The sequence below is a fragment of the Acinetobacter sp. DL27 genome (genome assembly GCF_055810995.1).
The window spans coordinates 1389766-1410147 of record NZ_CM147947.1 but is presented as its reverse complement, the minus strand read 5'-3'; the positions used below and the strand labels follow the sequence as shown (position 1 = coordinate 1410147).

Annotated in this window: 20 protein-coding genes; 6 read left to right on the top strand and 14 right to left on the bottom strand. The window is 41.3% G+C overall.

Annotated elements, in window-relative coordinates; translation table 11 throughout:
* The first annotated feature begins 194 nt into the window (after positions 1-194).
* The gene (gene bioB / locus AC0KVP_RS06760; protein WP_004981788.1) at positions 195-1184 is read left to right on the top strand and encodes a biotin synthase BioB; all 990 of its coding nucleotides are present in this window, start codon (positions 195-197) and stop codon (positions 1182-1184) included.
* Positions 1185-1251: 67 nt separating this feature from the next.
* On the opposite strand, the gene AC0KVP_RS06755 is transcribed toward bioB, so the two are convergent.
* Entirely contained in the window at positions 1252-1488 is a 237-nt protein-coding gene (locus tag AC0KVP_RS06755; RefSeq protein ID WP_473340445.1) for a hypothetical protein, read from the bottom strand.
* Positions 1489-2091: 603 nt separating this feature from the next.
* Between AC0KVP_RS06755 and AC0KVP_RS06750 the strand changes: the two genes are divergently transcribed.
* Positions 2092-3729: a long-chain-fatty-acid--CoA ligase gene (locus AC0KVP_RS06750; RefSeq protein ID WP_473339812.1), complete on the top strand. Its 1638-nt coding sequence runs from the start codon at positions 2092-2094 to the stop codon at positions 3727-3729.
* Positions 3730-3796: 67 nt separating this feature from the next.
* Here AC0KVP_RS06750 and AC0KVP_RS06745 read toward each other — a convergent pair whose 3' ends face one another.
* From AC0KVP_RS06745 to prpB, 4 genes are all read right to left on the bottom strand, one after another.
* Positions 3797-4723, bottom strand: a complete 927-nt coding sequence (locus AC0KVP_RS06745) for an alpha/beta hydrolase (protein WP_473340443.1) — start codon at positions 4721-4723, stop codon at positions 3797-3799.
* A gap of 266 nt (positions 4724-4989) precedes the next feature.
* Positions 4990-5451, bottom strand: a complete 462-nt coding sequence (locus AC0KVP_RS06740; RefSeq protein ID WP_473339810.1) for a DUF2147 domain-containing protein — start codon at positions 5449-5451, stop codon at positions 4990-4992.
* A 189-nt stretch (positions 5452-5640) separates the two neighbouring features.
* Positions 5641-6777, bottom strand: a complete 1137-nt coding sequence (prpC, locus tag AC0KVP_RS06735) for a bifunctional 2-methylcitrate synthase/citrate synthase (RefSeq protein WP_473339808.1) — start codon at positions 6775-6777, stop codon at positions 5641-5643.
* A 2-nt stretch (positions 6778-6779) separates the two neighbouring features.
* Complete coding sequence (gene prpB / locus AC0KVP_RS06730; RefSeq protein ID WP_183175501.1) at positions 6780-7664, bottom strand: methylisocitrate lyase; 885 nt, start codon at positions 7662-7664, stop codon at positions 6780-6782.
* Between the two features lie 246 nt (positions 7665-7910).
* On the opposite strand from prpB, the gene AC0KVP_RS06725 reads away from it, so the two are divergent.
* The 3 genes from AC0KVP_RS06725 (at position 7911) to AC0KVP_RS06715 (ending at position 10166) form a co-directional block, all read left to right on the top strand.
* Entirely contained in the window at positions 7911-8561 is a 651-nt protein-coding gene (locus AC0KVP_RS06725) for a TetR/AcrR family transcriptional regulator (RefSeq protein WP_005401081.1), read from the top strand.
* A gap of 120 nt (positions 8562-8681) precedes the next feature.
* Positions 8682-9602 (top strand): ornithine carbamoyltransferase, encoded by a 921-nt coding sequence (gene argF, locus AC0KVP_RS06720; RefSeq protein ID WP_473339801.1) that lies wholly within the window; start codon positions 8682-8684, stop codon positions 9600-9602.
* 90 nt (positions 9603-9692) lie between these two features.
* On the top strand, positions 9693-10166 hold the full coding sequence (locus tag AC0KVP_RS06715; protein ID WP_473339798.1) for a hypothetical protein: 474 nt from the start codon (positions 9693-9695) through the stop codon (positions 10164-10166).
* Between the two features lie 27 nt (positions 10167-10193).
* Here AC0KVP_RS06715 and AC0KVP_RS06710 read toward each other — a convergent pair whose 3' ends face one another.
* The 8 genes from AC0KVP_RS06710 to rpiA all read right to left on the bottom strand — a co-directional run bounded on the left by AC0KVP_RS06710 (position 10194) and on the right by rpiA (position 18121).
* Positions 10194-10547: a YnfA family protein gene (locus AC0KVP_RS06710; RefSeq protein WP_473339796.1), complete on the bottom strand. Its 354-nt coding sequence runs from the start codon at positions 10545-10547 to the stop codon at positions 10194-10196.
* Between the two features lie 87 nt (positions 10548-10634).
* Complete coding sequence (gene clpA / locus AC0KVP_RS06705; protein ID WP_005401078.1) at positions 10635-12911, bottom strand: ATP-dependent Clp protease ATP-binding subunit ClpA; 2277 nt, start codon at positions 12909-12911, stop codon at positions 10635-10637.
* A gap of 9 nt (positions 12912-12920) precedes the next feature.
* Entirely contained in the window at positions 12921-13337 is a 417-nt protein-coding gene (gene clpS, locus AC0KVP_RS06700; RefSeq protein WP_004981811.1) for an ATP-dependent Clp protease adapter ClpS, read from the bottom strand.
* Positions 13338-13354: 17 nt separating this feature from the next.
* Positions 13355-14101, bottom strand: a complete 747-nt coding sequence (locus AC0KVP_RS06695) for a DUF6776 family protein (protein ID WP_195728051.1) — start codon at positions 14099-14101, stop codon at positions 13355-13357.
* A gap of 79 nt (positions 14102-14180) precedes the next feature.
* Complete coding sequence (argC, locus tag AC0KVP_RS06690; RefSeq protein WP_473340441.1) at positions 14181-15236, bottom strand: N-acetyl-gamma-glutamyl-phosphate reductase; 1056 nt, start codon at positions 15234-15236, stop codon at positions 14181-14183.
* A gap of 107 nt (positions 15237-15343) precedes the next feature.
* Positions 15344-16378, bottom strand: a complete 1035-nt coding sequence (locus AC0KVP_RS06685) for a GGDEF domain-containing protein (RefSeq protein ID WP_473339791.1) — start codon at positions 16376-16378, stop codon at positions 15344-15346.
* A 259-nt stretch (positions 16379-16637) separates the two neighbouring features.
* On the bottom strand, positions 16638-17321 hold the full coding sequence (locus tag AC0KVP_RS06680) for a YgjP family zinc-dependent metalloprotease (RefSeq protein WP_473339790.1): 684 nt from the start codon (positions 17319-17321) through the stop codon (positions 16638-16640).
* Between the two features lie 128 nt (positions 17322-17449).
* Positions 17450-18121: a ribose-5-phosphate isomerase RpiA gene (rpiA, locus tag AC0KVP_RS06675; protein WP_004696685.1), complete on the bottom strand. Its 672-nt coding sequence runs from the start codon at positions 18119-18121 to the stop codon at positions 17450-17452.
* 107 nt (positions 18122-18228) lie between these two features.
* Here rpiA and ilvA point away from each other — a divergent pair, with 107 nt between their 5' ends.
* A complete protein-coding gene (ilvA, locus tag AC0KVP_RS06670) occupies positions 18229-19767 on the top strand; it encodes a threonine ammonia-lyase, biosynthetic (protein ID WP_473339787.1) in 1539 nt (512 codons plus the stop codon).
* A gap of 40 nt (positions 19768-19807) precedes the next feature.
* On the opposite strand, the gene AC0KVP_RS06665 is transcribed toward ilvA, so the two are convergent.
* Entirely contained in the window at positions 19808-20302 is a 495-nt protein-coding gene (locus tag AC0KVP_RS06665) for a hypothetical protein (RefSeq protein WP_004981827.1), read from the bottom strand.
* Positions 20303-20382 lie beyond the last annotated feature (80 nt).

Genomic DNA, 20382 nt, shown 5'->3' with positions numbered 1-20382 from the left:
ATCCAAATAAATAGAATTTTGCGGCCAAATTTCCGAAAAAACGCTCAACTTTGCAACTATTTTTACAATCTCATAAAAAGATAAAATTAAAAACATAATCGGGAGATACTATTAAAACTGAGCAATAATGCCTTTTAAGTTGGCACGTTAAATGTATGATGTATACAAGTTAGAATTAAAAATGGATCGCCATTATGAACCTACGCAATGATTGGACGCGTGAAGAAATCGAAGCTTTGTATGATCAGCCCTTTCTTGATCTCGTCTTTCAAGCGCAGACCGTACATCGCCAACATTTCCAAGCCAACACCATTCAAGTCAGTACTTTACTGTCGATTAAAACAGGAAAATGTCCTGAAGACTGTAAGTACTGCTCTCAGTCAGCACGTTATGACTCAAAACTTGAAGCCGAAAAGCGAATTGCTGTAGACAAAGTTATTTCAGAAGCCAAAGAAGCTTTAGCCTCAGGCTCATCTCGTTTTTGTATGGGCGCAGCTTGGCGTAATCCACATGAACGTGACATGCCTTATGTACTAGAAATGGTTAAAGAAGTAAAAGCACTTGGTTTAGAGACTTGCATGACTTTAGGGATGCTGAATGAGTCTCAAGCTGGGCGTTTAAAAGATGCAGGTTTAGATTATTACAACCATAACCTCGACACTTCACGCGAGTATTATTCACATATTATTAGTACACGTACCTTTGACGACCGTTTAAATACCTTAGAATATGTCCGTCAAGCAGGTATGAAAGTGTGTAGCGGTGGTATTGTTGGTCTAGGTGAAAAGAAAGAAGACCGTATTGGTTTATTGCAAGAGCTTGCAACGATGCCAATTCACCCAGAATCTGTGCCAATCAACATGTTGGTTCCAATTGAAGGCACGCCACTGGCAGATGTTGAAAAACTCGATGTGACGGAATGGATTCGTACCATTGCTGTTGCGCGAATTATCATGCCGCACAGCTATATCCGCCTATCTGCAGGTCGTGAAGCACTTTCTGACTCAGACCAAGCACTTGCATTTATGGCGGGTGCAAACTCATTGTTCTCGGGTGAGAAACTACTGACCACGCCAAATGCAGGCGAAGGTAAAGATCGTCAACTGTTCACCAAATTAGGTTTAGTGGCAGAAAAGCCAAAACCAACGGTGGCAGACCTTAGCCTAGATGCCATGGCAAGCTAATTCCCAAGATTTGCTAAGCACAAAAAAGCCCCTTATTCAGTATGGGGCTTTTTTAATGTCTATCTATTTAACCTTCAGATGACTGAGCAAAATTATGCGCAGTAATTAAAATACCATAACTGGCATTCAGATAATCACCTTGGAAGATCTCATCTTCACCATTGGCATGGCGGACAGTTAAGGTTTGGCGAATCGCGTCATAGTGAAAAGAATCAAAACACTCTTGATGCTGACACAGCCAGCTTAAGGTATCAGTCAGATTATCATCGACAATATAAGTCTGTGCTTGAAAATTTTTAATCATCATCCGAATACGCTAAACACTGTGATTCGGCTATTGTAAGCCGTTCTGCGTCGATTCAGTCAAACCAAGCCATAAAAATGATCGACATTAAAAAAGTGAGCTTTCGCTCACTTTTCCTTAAGATGATTAGTCGGTTTTAGAATCACCGCACTTTCGGCATTCCATATGCTCCCCAATTTCAGTCATTTGTTCATATTCATAAACGTGGATGCAAAATAATTTTTTAAACAACTGAAGCATTTTTAACTCCTGTAAGTGATTTTTTAAAAATTCGCTTCTTAAAATAGGTATATCTTCCTGAAATACCCACAACTCATATCTCATGAGCTATACACAGTTTTAAACATAGTTTTTATAAATTTCAAGTGCCTTTTGTCGAATAACAGCATAAAGTGATAAAAGGTCATTTACTTTTTTAAATGATGCTTTTCATTTACTTGTAGTTCTGCTTCACATCGCTTTTAAAAATACGGCTGAGAATGAAACAATGCTTGATTTAAATTTGGATCAAGCTAGGATAAAAATACAATGAATGCTCAAAACAGATGTTTCGAGTAACCAATAAAGAATTTGATAAAAAAGCAACGATAAGGATATTTATACATGCTTGGACGTATGATGTTTCAACCGCTATTAATTAGCAATCTTATTGATCACGCAGAACGCTACCATGCGGATACAGCCATTATTTCTAAAAATACAGACGGCAGTATCACTGAAACCAACTGGGCCAAAGTCGCAGCCAATTCTAAGCGATTTGCCAATGTCCTCAAAGGCTTAGGACTTTCGCAAAGCGACCGTGTGGCGACCATCGCATGGAACAATCATCGTCACCTAGAATCTTGGTATGCGATCTCTGGCAGTGGTTATATTTGCCACACCATCAACCCACGTTTATTTCCAGAACAATTGATTTTTATTATCAATGATGCCCAAGACCGCGTGGTGTTATTTGATAAAACCTTTGCGCCACTCATTGCTGCGGTAAAAGCACATTTACCCCATGTAGAGCATTTTATTTGTTTAGATGCTGCAGATGACGCTATTACAGAAAAAATTGCCGATGTGAAATTTTATGATGACTTGGTCAGCAAAGAGTCTGAAGAGTTCACATGGCCAAGCTTTGATGAGCAAACCGCAAGCTCTTTGTGCTATACCTCAGGCACAACGGGAAATCCAAAAGGTGTGCTATATAGCCACCGCTCCACCATTTTGCATAGTTTTGCCATCAGCCTACCCGATTCTCTGAATCTGTCTGCAAATGACATCATGTTGCCTGTAGTACCAATGTTCCATGTCAATGCTTGGGGTACGCCTTATGCAGCGGCTATGGTCGGTTGTACAGTTGTACTGCCAGGGCCAGGCTTAGATGGGCCAAGTTTAGTGAACATGATTGATACGTATAAAGTCACTGTAGCTTTGGGTGTACCAACCATTTGGCAAGGTTTATTGGCAGCAGCCAAACAAACAGGCAGTCAACTGGCAAGTATGAACCGTAACGTTGTCGGTGGTTCTGCATGTCCACCATCCATGTTAGCGGCCTTTAAAAATGACTATAACTGCGACACCATTCATGCATGGGGTATGACCGAAACCAGTCCACTCGGTTCTGCCAACCAACTTAAAGCCAAACATCAACAGCTCTCTGAACAAGAGCGTTTCAAGCTACGTCTTTCTCAAGGCCGTCCGCCTTTTGGAGTAGATTTACGTCTTACCGATGAAGAAAAAGGCAGCAATGAAATTGCCCGCGATGGTGAGCAGATTGGAAATCTACAAATTAAAGGGCACTGGATTATTGACAGTTACTTTGGTAAAGATGACTCTGCACTCACGACCGATGGCTGGTTTGACACAGGTGATATTGCAACTTTAGATGAAGACGGCTTCTTATGCATCAGTGACCGCTCTAAAGATTTAATTAAGTCTGGCGGCGAATGGATTTCATCGGTTGAACTTGAAAACCTTGCGATGGGACATTCAGACATTCTTATGGCAGCCGTTATTGCAGCCGAACATCCAAAATGGGATGAACGTCCTATTGTCATCGCTGTGAAGAAACCTGATAGCACGGTCACTGAACAAGGTGTCTTAGACTACTATACCGACAAAATTGCGAAATGGCAGATCCCTGACCGTGTGATTTTTGTCGACAGTATTCCACTGAGCGGTACGGGTAAAATGCTAAAACGTGAACTCCGCGCCCAATATGGCCAAGTACTACTAGAACAAAATCCTGTTTAACGTTGTTGAGAATAAAAGCCTGATCATATGGTCAGGCTTTTTTTATGTTCAGATAGTTTAAATACCATCAATACAATTTATTTGAAAGCACGTCTAATAAAGACGCTTTAAACACCTCACCATGCTTTAGATTTGGATAGATTAAAAATTTAGCCTCTACGCCTTGCTGATCAAATAGAGATAGAATTTCTCTATTTTTATTGATGCCATTTGCATCAAAATTAGCGCTTTGCTGTGCTCCAGTATGTGTTAAAAGATCACCTTCCATCAGCCATACATGTTTTTGCGCCTCTTTGGTTAATTTTACTATTCTAATTTTTTGCATCATGCGCTCATCGGCCCAAGAAAGTGATGGACTTGCAGCAAAGAAATGGCTGAAATAACGACCATCGAGCAAGCTATCAAGCACAAAAAGCCCTCCATAGGAATGCCCCCATAACGCTCTTTTTTGCGCATCCAGCTTTACATTCTGCTCAACCCAAGGAGCGATGTCCTTCAAAATCACATTTCTAAAATCAGCACTTCCCCCGCTCATTCGCTCTGGATTTCGTGGATCTTGGGCGGGTTTTCCAGTTAATAAATCTGCTAGAGTATAGTCGAGTGAACGAAAAGCTGTGGCAAATGGCAAATTGGTTTTATAACCAATGGCAACCAATACAGGGGCATCATTTGCATACAAAGACTTAAGTATTTCTTCAGTCAGATGAGACATCGCAGAGTTCCCATCTAACATAAAAACAGATGGATACGCTTTTTGTCCATTTTGCGCTGTTCTAGGAATACCTAACCACACTTTATATGTTTTTTGTGGGTCTTTGGATACAAACTCTTTAATTTTGAAATCGTAATACTCAGACCCCACTTCTGCAATATTGGCAGGTAAAGGTTTCATTTCAGGTTTCGCATAAATACTTAAACTGGCACCCAAAATCAACAACGAGCCAAAAATTCGCGAAAGCACAGTAGTAAAAATCTTTCTATAAAGATGAGTCATTTTTCGTATATACAGCCATAAGATACCGAAGCTTAACATACAATAATAGTTATCATTATCAATTAAGTAAATCTTAATCATCTCTCTTCAGGGCGTACATCTCATCGATTAAAAGACTACATTTACTTTAACATACACTCCGAAATGCAATTTTTCTTTTTTATATGAATTCAACAAGTCTAGAAAATCCCTCTCTAACTCTTTTATCCATAAAAAAGCCATCTAACTATGACCGTACGATGGCTTTATCGACACATTCAAAAGACTTAAAGCTTTTTCCATGTCATGTTGCTCAAACCTTTCGCATCTTTTGCTGAGGCCTGTACCTTCATCTGATCTTTACCTGCATTGAGCAGCGCAGTATTGATGTTATATACACGGCCATCTTGAGGATTCAGCCATTGGCCTTTTGCGAATTTTTGACCTGTTGCATCACCCATTAATCCATTCAGCACTTGCATACCAAAAATCGGTTTATCCTTAAGCCCACCCTGACACTTACTGCACACATCACTCACAGGCGCTCCAGCCAAAGGATAGTACTTGTTCACCACTGCGCTATATTGTGATGTTTTAGAATTCTTACGAATCACAATATCTGAAATATAATACCCTGTCCGATCATCAATCACTTTCCATGTTCCAATAAGTGGATCAAATGGCATGGCGAAAGCAGAATGCGACAACCCCAAAAACAGTGCTGATGCACACAAAAACTTATGTTTCATAAAGTAAATTACAATAAAAATGAAGAAATAAACGGTCGCGATTATAGCAATTCTATTCTTTTAATTATCTATTATTTAATTAAAATTAAATATTTATATGAATTAACCCCTGAGAAAAATCAACAAAAAAATTGCATATAAAAAAAGCCTCCGAAGAGGCTTTTTTTAATAATGTATCAGAGCTTTATATTAAGCCGCTGAACGTTCTTCAATCGGCACTACTTTACGCAGTTCAGGCCCAGTATAGTCCGCACTTGGGCGAATAATACGGTTGTCTGCACGTTGTTCCATCACATGCGCCGCCCAACCCGTCACACGGCTCATCACGAAGATTGGTGTGAATAATTTGGTCGCAATATCCATGAAGTGATAAGCAGATGCATGGAAGAAGTCAGCGTTACAGAACAATTTCTTCTCACGCCACATCACTTCTTCACAACGGACTGAAACTGGATAAAGAACGGTATCACCGACATCTTTGGCTAAGCGCTCAGACCAAATTTTAATGATGCCATTACGTGGGTCATTGTCTTTGTAGATTGCATGTCCAAAGCCCATGATCTTTTCTTTACGTTCCAATTTACCCAGCATTTCTCGCTCAGCTTCTTCAGGTGACGTCCAGTTTTCAATCATTTCCATCGCTGCTTCGTTTGCTCCACCGTGTAATGGGCCACGTAGTGAACCAATTGCACCGGTGATGCATGAATGCATATCGGATAAGGTTGATGCGCATACGCGTGCGGTGAAGGTCGATGCGTTGAATTCATGCTCTGCATAGAGGATCAGTGATACATTCATCACTTGCTCATGCAGTTCATTTGGTTTTTCGCCACGCAGCAGGTGTAGGAATTGAGCACCGATTGAATCGTCATCGGTATTTTCTTCAATGCGTACGCCATCATGGTTAAAGCGGTACCAGTAGCAAATGATTGCTGGAAGCGTTGCGAGAATGCGGTCTGCAACATCTTGCTGTTCTGCAAAAGATTGTTCTGTTTCTAGGTTGCCCAGCATTGATACGCCCGTACGCATCACATCCATTGGGTGTGAGTCTGCTGGGATACGCTCAAGTACTTCTTTAAGTGCTTGTGGCAGTTGGCGCAGTGATTTAAGTTTAGCTTTGTAAGCGGTGAGCTGTTCTGCTGTGGGTAGTTCACCAAAGAAGATCAGGTAAGCCACTTCTTCAAACTGGCAGTTTTCAGCGAGGTCTTGAACATCATAACCACGATAAGTTAAGCCTGCTCCGCTTTTGCCCACGGTTGAGAGTGCTGTCTTTCCTGCGACTTGTCCGCGCAATCCTGCGCCTGTGAGGACTTTTCCTTCAGCCATTTTTAATTCTCCTGTTTAAACAGCTTGTCTAATGTGTTTTCAAAGGTGTGGTAATCGAGAAATTCGTAGAGTTCTTTGCGCTGTTGCATTTTGTCGAGGACGTTGACTTGGGTGCCGTCATTGCGAATGGCATGCATGACTTCCAGTGCTGCCTTTTGCATGGCACGGGTCGGTGACAGTGGATACAGCACCATCGAGATGCCTTGTTCTGCCAGTTGTTCTTTGGTGTAGTATGGAGTATCGCCAAATTCGGTGATGTTCGCCAATACTGGGACACCGACTGCATCACAGACGGTTTTGTACATGGTAATGTCAGTCATTGCTTCGGCAAAAATCGCATCAGCACCGGCTTCTACACAAGCACAGGCACGGTCAATCACCGCTTGTAGGCCTTCTTTTTGTAGAGCATCGGTACGTGCCATCACCACAAAATTTGCATCGGTTTTAGCATCGACTGCAGCTTTGACGCGATCGACCATTTCTTGTTGGGTGACGATTTCTTTGTTTGGGCGGTGGCCACAGCGCTTTTGGGCCACTTGGTCTTCGATGTGCACTGCGGCTGCGCCTGCGGCAATCATTTGTTTAACGCTACGCGCAATGTTAAATGCCCCACCCCAACCGGTGTCGATATCGACCAGTAACGGGGTGTCTACGCGTTCGGTAATGCGGCGTACATCTTCCAAAACATTATCCAGACTGGTCATGCCTAAGTCAGGCAATCCATAAGAGTAGTTGGCTACACCAGCACCCGAAAGGTAGATGGCCTTGTAGCCCACCTGTTTCGCCATCATTGCTGCATAAGCATTGACAGTACCGATAATTTGTAATGGTTTTTCCACTTCCAGTGCTTGTCTAAATCTTAAGCCTGCAGATCTTTGTTCTGTCATCGTCCTTTCCACGGCATTTACTTTAATTTTCGAGTTTTGAGTATAGCCATAATGACTGAATTGGCTATGACATTTTAGAATGATCACTCTAAAACTTTAGTCCCATGGTTCACGTTTTTATTGTGTAATTTTCTTCCATGCGTTGGGCTTTAGTGGTAAACAGATAAGCCCCAAAACAACAATGTGTGCATATTTTTGCTATGATAGCAACTAGAGATCCACATTTATTAGGCTGTTTTTAGTTATATGCACGACTCAGTTCAACTAGAACCCCTTACACGTGACATACCTCACACAAAACGAGGTCATGAACGCTGTCTTGCATTTTTATTAAGTGCAAACGAGTTGTTTTTGCAACATGGCTACGATGCGGTTTCACTTGATGATATTGTCAATCATGCGGGTGGTTCAAAAGCATCGATTTACAAATATTTTGGCAATAAAGACGGTCTTTTTACAGCAATTTGTGACTACCGTCGTGAGCTGTTTTTTAAAGATATTTGTATGCCTTTTGATTTCACTAAGGACAATTTGCGCGTTTATTTAATACAAACCATTTTAAATATTCAAACGCATCTCGTGCTTCCAGAAAATGCCTCTTTTTTAAGACTCATTATGGAACAAGTACAACGTAATCCGCAGTTGGCCTTTCATATTCACAAACAAGGGCCTAAACATATTGAAGATGCTGTGGCTTGTGTTTTAACCAAAGCAGATGAAATAGGCATTATTCGATGTGAACACCCAAATTATTCTGCCCAGCTTTTTTTTGGTATTGTACGTGAGTTAGAGTGGCGAGTGCTTATGAACATCTATGTTGAAGAAAATGAACAAGAAAATCTAGAATATGTTCATTATTGCGTAGATCGTTTCTTAGCAGGTCATCAAAAAGTCTAGTTTTTTTGCAATTTCCTTTGCATATAGTATATTAATCGACTCTCTTTTTCTTTCCACCAACCAACAACTAATTGTTGTTCTGTACCTATTTCGGTTTTCAGCAATTATTGTGGAGTAACAATGGCTCTACGTCACTTTCTTACCTTACGCGATTTATCTACTTTAGAACTGAACCAAGTTGTGCAACGCGGTATCGAACTAAAGCGTAAACAGCACAACAGCGAAGTATTCCAACCGTTTGTTGGTAAAGTCATGGGTATGATTTTTGAAAAATCGAGCACCCGTACCCGTGTATCGTTCGAAGCAGGCATGAGCCAATTTGGTGGCAGTGCAATTTTCCTCTCTCCACGAGACACCCAATTGGGTCGTGGTGAACCGATTGAAGATTCAGCACGCGTGATTTCAAGCATGTTGGATATTGTGATGATCCGTACTTTTGGACATGACATTGTTGAACGTTTTGCCTCTTATTCAAAAGTTCCTGTGATTAATGCCTTGACCGATGATCACCACCCTTGCCAACTACTTGCAGATGTTCAAACTTTTGTTGAACACCGTGGGCCCATTGCAGGCAAAACGGTAGCGTGGATTGGTGATGGCAACAATATGTGTAATTCATATATTGAAGCTGCGCATATGTGGGGCTTTAAGTTAAAAATTGCTGCGCCTAAAGGTTATGAACCCAAAGCAGAATTTTTAAGTGAATTTGCGCATTGTGCAGAACTGGTTAACTCAGCTGAAGATGCTGCCGTAAATGCAGACCTCATCGTGACCGATGTATGGGCAAGCATGGGCCAAGAAGAAGAGCAAAAAATTCGTGAAGCTGCTTTTGCAGACTTTCAAGTGAATGAACGTCTTATGGATCTTGCTCATCCTGATTGTTTATTTATGCATTGTTTACCTGCGCATCGCGGCGAAGAAATTTCTGAAAAGATGCTCGACCATAAAAATGCCGTGGTTTGGGATGAAGCTGAAAACCGCTTACATGCACAAAAAGCATTGATTGAGTTTTTAATCAATGAAAATGCCAAGAAAGATTAATTAATTTTCCCAACGAAAAGCACCTAAGGGTGCTTTTTTTATAAGGGCAAAGCTATAATCGGAACATAATTTTTATAAGCGACACTTTCCATGCATTTCAAAAAAACTGGCCTGTGCCTTGCTACAATTCTAAGCTCTACTTTTTTTCAGGTTCAAGCCTCAGAATTTGATGACTATTTACAGTCCAAACAAATTATTGATGCAAATTTTAAAATTAAACAGCCTGAAACTCTGAACGAGATCTTAACCGTATTAACTGCAGAAGACTCTCGAACCCTCCCAATTGAAATTGATAACAACACCATCATTGAACAATTTAACCTATATGCAGACCGTACCGAGCTTAAGGGTTTGATTATTACCCCTGATTTTGCCCAGTTTGAACAAGATTTGGGTGCGAAAGAAGTTCAAAAAGTGATTAAAAAGAATGTTGTACAAAACTGCAATATTTTCTTCGAGCATCAGTATCAACGCCATAACCCCTACATTGTAAAATTACAGCTCAGCTCTGAGAAAAATAGCTACGATTTAGAATTAAAGCAAAAAGACTGCGGTATCAAATAGTGTCTTTATAGCGATTGGTTCTCTACTTTAGCGAACCAATCCTTGTGGTTGTAAGATAATCATGGCCGCACCAATCAATACCACTGCCCCACCCATTACATCCCAACGGGATAAATAAACGTGATCGACATAACGTAACCATAGCAATGCGGTAAAAATATAAATTCCGCCATAAGCGGCATAAATACGTCCTGACGCAGCCGGATGTAAAGTCAACAACCACACAAAAGCACCTAGCGCTAAAGCTGTAGGAAACCACAACCAATGACTTCTTCCCTGATTTAAAATCAAATAAGGGAAATAACAGCCTAATATTTCCATCACAGCGGTTACCAAAAACAGTACAAATGTACTTAAAACTTTCGTCAATTGAATATCCATGCAACCTACTTTTATTAGTTCTAACTGTTAAATACTTTTTCAATAAAAAACCCGTGCGAACACGGGTTTTAAATTATGTAGCAATTTTTAAGCAGGCTCAGCCGTTTGGTCTTCAAAAACTTCAAGTTTTAAACCCACCGCTTTGCCATTTTCATTCTTCACAGAGACCGCAACATTGCCACCGTGTTCTGCAAGCTCACCAAATAGAATCATTTCAGCCAGTGGCTTTTTCAAATGCTCTTGGATGAGTCGTTGCATTGGGCGAGCGCCCATTAAACGATCATAACCATTTTCAGCCATCCACTCACGCGCACTCTGATCCACTTCAAGAATGACTTTTTTATCATCGAGTTGTGCTTGCAATTCAGTTAAGAACTTATCCACTACATTTTCAATTACTGTCGTAGGTAAAGCTTTAAACTGAATCACACTGTCTAAACGGTTACGGAACTCTGGAGAAAATGCTTTCTTCATTGCATCTTGGTTATCATTGCTATTGTCTTGATCCATGAAGCCAATACTCACGCGAGAAATACTTTCCGCGCCAATATTTGTGGTCAAGACCAACACCACATTACGGAAGTCTGATTTACGACCATTGTTATCAGTCAATGAGCCATGGTCCATGATTTGCAACAATAAGTTGAACACGTCTGGATGTGCTTTTTCAATCTCATCTAGCAATAATACACAATGCGGATTTTTATGAATCGCATCGGTCAACAAACCACCTTGATCAAAACCTACATAACCTGGAGGCGCACCGATTAAACGTGAAACCGCATGGCGCTCCATGTACTCCGACATATCGAAACGAACCAGCTCAACACCCAGTAATTTCGCAAGCTGCTTGGTGACTTCTGTTTTACCTACCCCAGTTGGGCCTGCAAAAACGAAACTACCCACAGGTTTATCTGGTGATTTTAAGCCTGCACGCGACAGTTTAATTGCTGAGCCTAAAGCTTCAATGGCTTCATCTTGACCAAAGACCACACGTTTTAAATCACGCTCAAGATTTTCAAGAACGGTCTTGTCATCTTTAGACACAGTTTTTGGTGGAATACGTGCAATTTTCGACACGATATCTTCAATATTTTCCACGGTAATCAAGGTGTCATCTTGTTCGGCTTTCAGACGACGTTGTGCCCCTGCTTCATCAATGACATCAATAGCTTTATCCGGCAAGAATCGGTCATTAATGAATTTCGCAGATAACTCAACCGCAGAAATTAAAGCTTTGTCATCATATTTAACATGATGGAAATCTTCAAACTTGCTCTTCAAACCGCGTAAAATATCAATCGTTTCTGAAATAGATGGCTCATTGACATCAATTTTTTGGAAACGGCGTGACAATGCATGATCTTTTTCAAAGACTTGGCGGTATTCTTGGAATGTGGTTGAGCCGATGCAGCGCAATGAGCCATTGGCCAAAGCGGGTTTAATCAAGTTTGACGCATCCATCGTGCTGCCCATACTTGAGCCTGCACCAATAATCATGTGGATTTCGTCAATAAACAAAACTGCTTCTGGTTTCTTTTTCAACGCGTTCAAAAGTTGTTTTAAACGTTTTTCAAAGTCACCCCGGTATTTGGTTCCTGCCACCAAAGCACCAATGTCCAAGCTATACACTTCAGCATTTGCCAATGGTTTCGGTGCTTTACCATTGACAATGAGCCAAGCTAAACCTTCAGCAATCGATGTTTTACCGACACCAGGATCACCCACCAATAACGGGTTGTTTTTACGACGACGGCATAGAATTTGTGCTGCACGCTCAATTTCTTTTTCACGACCAATTAAAGGATCTGTTTTACCCTTTTGTGCCTCAACATTTAAGTTGGTTGTATACAGCTCTAAAGGGCCTGCGTTGCTTGAACTGGTAGATTCACCATCAAGATCTTCAATTTCTTCTTCCACTTGCACTTCGTCTTTACGTGTGCCGTGGGCCAAGTATTGTGTCAACGTTAAACGGTTAATTTGATGGCGTTTCAAGAGGTAGACTGCAAAAGAGTCACGCTCAGAGTACATCGCCACTAAAATATCTGCGCCTTCAACCGTCCGATCACCACCGCTTGATTGCACATGAAAAATTGCACGTTGTAAGATACGGTCAAAACTTTCGGTTGGATGCGGGGCTTGATCACTGTTTTCGCCCAGCTTAGGGGTGTGCTGCTCTACATATTCTTCAAGCTCTTTGCGAAGCACAATAATATCTGCACCACAGGCTTTCAATGCATTTACGGCCGAATCATTATCGAGTAAAGCCAATAATAAATGTTCAACGGTTAGGAATTCATGTCTCTTTTGTCGAGCCATACTAACAGCCAAACGTAAGGATACTTCTAATTGACGACTGAGCATGGAACCCCCTTAATCTTTCGGCTCAATCTGACAAAGTAAAGGATGACCTTGAGACCGAGCGTAATTATTGACTTGGTTTGCTTTTGTTTCCGCGATGTCTCTCGGGTAAACGCCTGCAACACCTTTTCCTTCATAATGTACAGTTAGCATTACTTGCGTGGCTTGGTCAAGATTCAAAGCAAAGTATTGTTGTAAAATTTCAATAACAAAGTCCATTGGGGTGTAGTCATCGTTCATTAAAACGACAGCATAGAGTGGCGGACGCTTAAGTTCTGGTGGCGCGGTTTGGACAGCGACATCCCCATTTTCTTCTTCATGCGGTTCATCATTGCTCAAGCGCGGGCTGATATGCCAATCGACATAGCCAGATTCATGAAAAGACTGCTTGATTTCATTTAAACACGTTGAACGCTTAGAGATACCCATAAACTTACAATTCACAATTATTGTGCATTTGCCTCAGCCTGAGGAATTTCAGAGACGAATGCAGATTGACTTTCTACGGCTTCACCACGTGACCAACTAAAGCGTCGTGTCACTGGTGTGCTACCTGTTAAACGGACTTCGATAAACTGTGGCGTAAAGCCTTTAGGCATCGTCCAACGCCCTGTTAAACGCTCATAGTTTTCAAAGTTAAAGTTTTTGTCTTCAAGCGGTACAACTAAAACCTCTGTACCACGAATGAGTCGGAGTTCAACGGTACCTGAAGCTGCACGTTTAGATGGACTGACTTGAACCAAATCCAGTTGATATTCAAATGCATTTTCAGGCAACGGTTTAATCGCAATATGCTGCACAGCCAGTGGAATACCACCGCGTTGACGCAAAACCTCACGGTAAATCACAGCTGTGGTTTCAGATTGCGCTTGTTGATCCAGAGCTTTTTGCAATGACAAATACAGCTCATTTGAATTGGTTACAGCAACGTCACGCTCCTGAACAGCAGCATTATAGTTTTTATTTAAAGCATCCAGACTGGTCTTTTGCTTTTGTACCACTTCGACCAGTTGCTCAGCATCTGCATCAAAACCTACCACCGTTAAACCCTGACGATGTCCGACGGTATAGCCCAATAGTCCACTTGCAACCATCAATATTGCAGCACCAATTGCCAAGGGCTTATTGGTCTGCAAAAACGGCTTTGCAGGTTCAGGCTGTTGTGACGTCATATTGGTGTCAGTGTTCGGCATCGTCATCTCTTATTTTGATTCAATTCAAAACACACATTTAAATCGAAATCTAAATGTGTGTGAAGTTTTAAAACGTTTTTTATGGTAATAAACCAATTCCGTCTAGGCCTGCAGTTTCAGCAAATCCAAACATTAAGTTCATGTTTTGAACGGCCTGACCTGCTGCCCCTTTAACCAAATTGTCTTGTACTGAAATGACCACCAATTTTTTCGGTTGTGGTTTATACAGCGCAATACGCAATTGATTTGCACCACGCACAGAACGTGTCTCTGGTGAGCTTCCCGCAGGCATCACATCAACAAAAGCTTCATTGGCATAAAACTGTTCATATAAACTTTGCACATCAGCAGCTTCACCCGCATCGGTTAAGTCCACATAAATCGTGCTCAGCATGCCACGAATCATTGGCACCAAATGCGGGACAAATAAAATGTGGTTAAATACATCTTTTAAGCCTGAAATATTTTCCAACGCTTCCACAATTTCAGGATGATGACGGTGACCTGCAACGCCATAAGCTTTGAAATTATCTGCATTTTCAGAATAGATCATACCAAGGCTGGCTTTACGACCTGCACCAGACACACCCGATTTTGCATCAACAATAATGCTTTCAGGTTTAACTAATGTGTCGTTTTGCTTAAATAACGGCGCTAAACCCAGTTGTACTGTCGTTGGATAACAACCAGGGTTACCAATGACATTGGCTTGTTTAATCTGCTCACGGTTTAATTCTGACAAACCATAAACCGAGTCTTTCAGTAGTTCAGGGCACGCATGCTGCATACCATACCATTTTTCAAACTGTTCTAAGTCTTGTAAACGAAAGTCTGCGGCAAGGTCAATCACTTTAGTATTTGCAGCCACCAACTCTTCGGCATGCTTCATGGCAACGCCATGCGGTGTCGCAAAGAACACCACATCACATTTTTTCAGTTCATCAATATTAAAATCTGAATATTTAAGTTCGGTATGTCCACGTAGGCTTGGGAACATATCATCTACACGGCGACCGTCTTCTGTACGCGATGTTAATACGCTTACTTGCACATTTGGGTGTCGTAGTAAAAGACGCAACAATTCAACGCCTGTATAACCTGTACCGCCGACAATACCAACTGAAATCACGTGTATTACCTCAAACTTAAACTGTCCATTTCGTAACTGCCTAGTATGACAGGAAGTTTCTGCTTTCTAAACTGTTTTACTTGGAATTTATGCGTTTTTAGTGCTATCGACACCTAATGAGACACATCCAATATACTCTGTGCAGGCTCAAAACCAATCTGATTTCGTCCCGAATGTTTCGCCTGATATAACAATTGATCGGCAGTATGTATGGCATATTTTAAGTTGGGTTGATGTACTGCAGCCAGTCCAAAACTTGCTGTCACGGCAATACTTTTTGAGGATAATCGTGCATCGGCAATACCTAAACGAATACGATTGGCAATGTTATAAGCCAGCGTGGCGTCATCAATTTGCAATAAGACAATGAACTCCTCTCCGCCGAAACGCCCCACCAAGTCGTGCGCACGAACATTTTGCCCAATAATTTCACCGACTTGTTGTAAAATTTGATCACCCACCAAATGCCCATAGGTGTCATTAATTTTCTTAAAATGGTCAATATCACACATGAGCAAGAAATAAGACTGTTTAGAGAGCTGATGCAACTTTCGTTTAGCTGCTTCGTTAAAGCCACGTCGATTGAATAAATGCGTTAGCGGATCTCTTAACCGCTCATCATTAAGTTGATCGATAATATCGCGTACCAATGTTCCGAGCAGCACAATTGCAAACCACATACTTAAGATAATGCTCGCAGCAAGCATCATTAGCCACCAGACTGAGTTTGCTAGCATGTCTGCTTCGATATCTCTTAAAAATAGAAAAATAATGATTCCACGAACAAAGGTATACAGCACAATAAACACGTAGGAAAAGTCGACTATTTTATTGAGCAAATCAATCCCTTGATAATGTTTAAACATTGAAAACAAAACCAAAGACTCAACCAATGCAATTGAAATGTTCAGAATCAGCATCCTGATCCACAGTTGATCATCTACATAGGAATAATAACTGAGTGAAAGTAAAGCCATCACGACCAAGGCCAGACACCAATATGGACGTGCATTGGCATTCTTTCTTAAGCCCATAGCATAAGCGCTGGCCCATGCGCCAAACAAATACATACTGCCTAATATGGGTGCCGACAAAGCCAACTGCTTATTCGACATAAAACTTTGCGCGGCCACAGAAAACGAAGGCACAATATATCCAAGCCCGAGCCACAATAAATATGAGGGAGCCCTAAAAGCAAAGTGACATATTAAAAGCAAGCTTCCCATTAAAATCAGGCAAGCTGGAACAATTAATATAAAATAGTGGATATCTGTAAAATTCACATTTGAGGTCTTTGGACTGAAATTGAGGAATATTTACCTTAGATCATGAAGTTTAGAGCATTTTTTGACTAACGCTCAATCAATCAGAAGAAATTATTTTTAAATTCTGCACGTAAAATTAACTTTAAACGCTTGCCCACCAATACGGCAATGCGGTTGTTTTTAAGGTTTTTCGATGCTGCTGAAAAGCGGCATCATATTTGGCAACTTCTGCCCAAAAACGTGCACTATGATCAAAATGTTGCGTATGTACGAGTTCATGCACACAGACGTAACGGGTAATGACTTCAGGAAACAGCACCAAAGCACTGTTAAGCATGATGTCATGTTTGGCACTACAACTCCCCCAGCGGGTCTTGGGCTGACGAATTGAACATTGTGCAAATTTTAAACCAGTTTCATGACTAATCTGTTGCAAATAAATAGGCAAGTGCTGTTTGGCATATACAATCACAAAAGATTTTAAATAACTTTCAGGCTGACGGTCACTGATCCAAAGTTGGTGATTGTGTTCATCCAAAATATACGCATTTTTTTGTGTTTTATAGCTCACCTTTAAAGCATTTTGTCGATTAAATAACTGCAACTCTACGGGAAGGGTTTGATCTATCTGTACCAGACAGGCTTGTTGCTTCTGCCAAGTTTCAATCATCCACTGTTCAGATTGATTTAGAAAATCTTGAATTTGCCGTTTGTTGCAAAATTTAGGTACAGTTAAACGAATTTGAGTTGGTTCAACGCGAAGTCTTAACCGAGTCGCGCGTGCATGATGAGTGATTTGGATTTCAGGTAGGTTTACTAAGGTCATTAATATTATTCTTTTATTGAATCATCCTCCCCAGCCCTCCTTTTTGAAAGGAGGGAGAAAAACATAAGATAAAAATGCTTTTGCTTTTAGCCTCTCATTTTCAAAGAGAGGTTTGGGGAGATTTAAAATTAAACCGCCGTACGTTCTTCAATACCGCTGTCTGTTGCAACAACTGCCACATCTGCTTTATTGATTGCAAAAATACCATTACACACCACACCTGGAATGTCGTTAATGGTTTTTTCAAGCTCAAGCGCATTTAAGATATTTAAGTTATAGACGTCTAAAATCACGTTACCGTTATCCGTCACCACGCCTTCACGGTAAGCAGGATCACCACCGAGCGCTACAATTTTACGTGCCACAGCTGAACGAGCCATTGGAATCACTTCAATCGGAAGTGGGAAGTCACGCCCCAATTGATCAACCCACTTAGAGTCATCAACGATACAAACAAATTTTCTCGCAATTGAAGCCACGATTTTCTCGCGAGTAAGTGCAGCCCCACCACCTTTGATCATATGCATATGACGGTCAATTTCGTCTGCACCATCTACATAGGCATCTAAACCGCCTACAGAGTTCATATCAACCACTTCAATGCCTAATTTCTTTAAGCGCTCAGCCGTTGCTTCTGAACTTGCCACAGCCGCCTCAAGCTGAAGCTCGGGCAAAAGTTCAATTAAGAAATTGACGGTGCTGCCTGTACCCACCCCTAAAATGCCACCTTTAGGTAAGTGCTTTAAGGCAGCTTTTGCAGCAGCTTGCTTTTTTTCATCTTGGGTAGCATACAGACTCATAATTTGGCTCAACTATTTTTTGACATTTGTTGCTGATTTTACAGCCCAAATGTACAGGGGTTTGTTACAATGATCCTCTATTTTAAACTGTTAAATGGGAAATTAACATGCTGTCTCGTTTGGTTCGACAAATATTACAAGCAACAGTCTACGATGTTGCAATCGAAACTCCACTCGAAGCGGCACCTCGAATTAGTGAGAAACTCAATAACAATATTCGTTTTAAACGTGAAGACTTACAACCGGTCTTTTCATTTAAGCTGCGCGGTGCCTATAACCGCATTAGCCAACTCCCTAGAGCCCAACTTGAACGTGGCGTAATTACCGCATCTGCTGGCAACCATGCCCAAGGTGTAGCACTGTCAGGTAAAAAACTCGGAATTCGTGCCATTATTGTGATGCCGAAAACCACCCCAGATATTAAGGTTCAGGCGGTCAAACGCTTAGGCGGTGAAGTGGTTCTCCACGGCGACTCCTTTGACGTTGCAAACAAATACGCAATTCAACGTGCCGCAGAAGACGGTATGAGCTTTATCCCACCCTATGACGATGAACTGGTCATGGCAGGTCAAGGTACGATTGGCAATGAAATTTTGCGCCAATGGCGTGATGTCGACTATGTCTTCGTCGCTGTTGGTGGTGGCGGTTTGATTGCTGGTGTAGCAGCCTACTTAGGCGATGTTGCACCACATGTCAAAGTCATTCCTGTTGAATATGACGAATCTGCTTGTTTAAAAGCCGCATTTGAAGCAGGTGAACGTGTTGTACTGCCTCAAGTCGGTCTATTTGCTGATGGTACTGCGGTAGCACAGATTGGCGAAAAACCATTTGAAGTGATTCAACTACAAAAGTCGGATAACTCAGGCCCGATCGTTGAGCGTGAAGTAGTTTTAGTCAATACCGATGAAATTTGTGCCGCAATTAAAGACACCTATGATGAATGTCGTAGCATTGTTGAACCATCAGGTGCAATGGCCTTGGCAGGGATTAAAAAATATGTTGAAAAACACGAGCTGATTGGGCAAAACATCGTCTCAATTGTATGCGGTGCCAACATGAACTTTGACCGTTTACGTTATATTGCAGAACGCACTGAATTGGGTGAACGTAAAGAAGCTATTTTTGCTGTGACCATTCCAGAGAAAAAAGGTTCATTCCTGAATTTCTGCCGAGCGCTACAGGGCCGTAATATCACCGAGTTTAACTATCGTGCGAGCGATACCAGTGCAGCGCAAGTCTTTGTCGGGATTAGCTTAAAAGGTGGCGAAAAAGAGCGTCACGATATTTTTGAAGCGCTGAAAACGCAGTTCGATGTCGATGACTTATCTGATGATGAAGTGGCAAAGCTGCATATTCGCTACCTAATTGGTGGTCATGCAGACCTTGAAAATGAGCGTTTGTTCCGTGTTGAGTTCCCTGAACGTCCAGGTGCGCTGTTAATGTTCCTCGAACGCCTTGGCCCTACGCATAACATTACCCTATTCCACTACCGTAACCATGGTGCAGCGGAAGGTCGTGTCCTTGTTGGTTTAGAAGCAAGTGATGCGAAACAAAACCCAGATGGTTTGATTGAAACCTTAGAAAGTATTTCTTATCCATATGAAGAAATTACCAATAACCTAGGTTATCAACGTTTCTTAAAATAAAAGATTCAATACATACATAAAACCGCCCTTCGAGGCGGTTTTATTCTATGAGCTGCATCGGCTCTTCATCACCAAACGTGTGGTTATACGTAACAATAATTCTATCGATCAGCTCATCATTATGCGGTACCAATAGCCAATAAGGGTTTTCCCGCTCAATAACCAGTAAACTGAGTTCATAAGGCTCAATAAAAATTTTAATGTGGTTAAAAATAACATCAAAACTAAATTCAAAATCATAACCATGCATGTCTGAGGTTTCTTCTTCCTCACTGTCATACATTTGATAAAAAGACGCCATATCATCATTGATTTGGTTTTTCAGCTCATCTAAGTCAATACCTAACTGTTGGAGTCGATGGCATTCATCAATACCATTTTGTCGAAAATCATCGAGTTCTATTTTTTGAATGTTTGAATAATAGCTATTCAACCAACGTACAAAGTGCTCAAACTCATCTTGTTCTTCTGGAATTGCGGTATCATTCAATTCTGGAAACGCGATCCTCAGGGATTCATACAGTGTCTTCCGCATTTATATACTCCTTTGGATGAGTGAGATATTGGTATAAGGCAAAGCGCGGTTGATCGAAAAAAGCGTGTCTGTATAAAGAT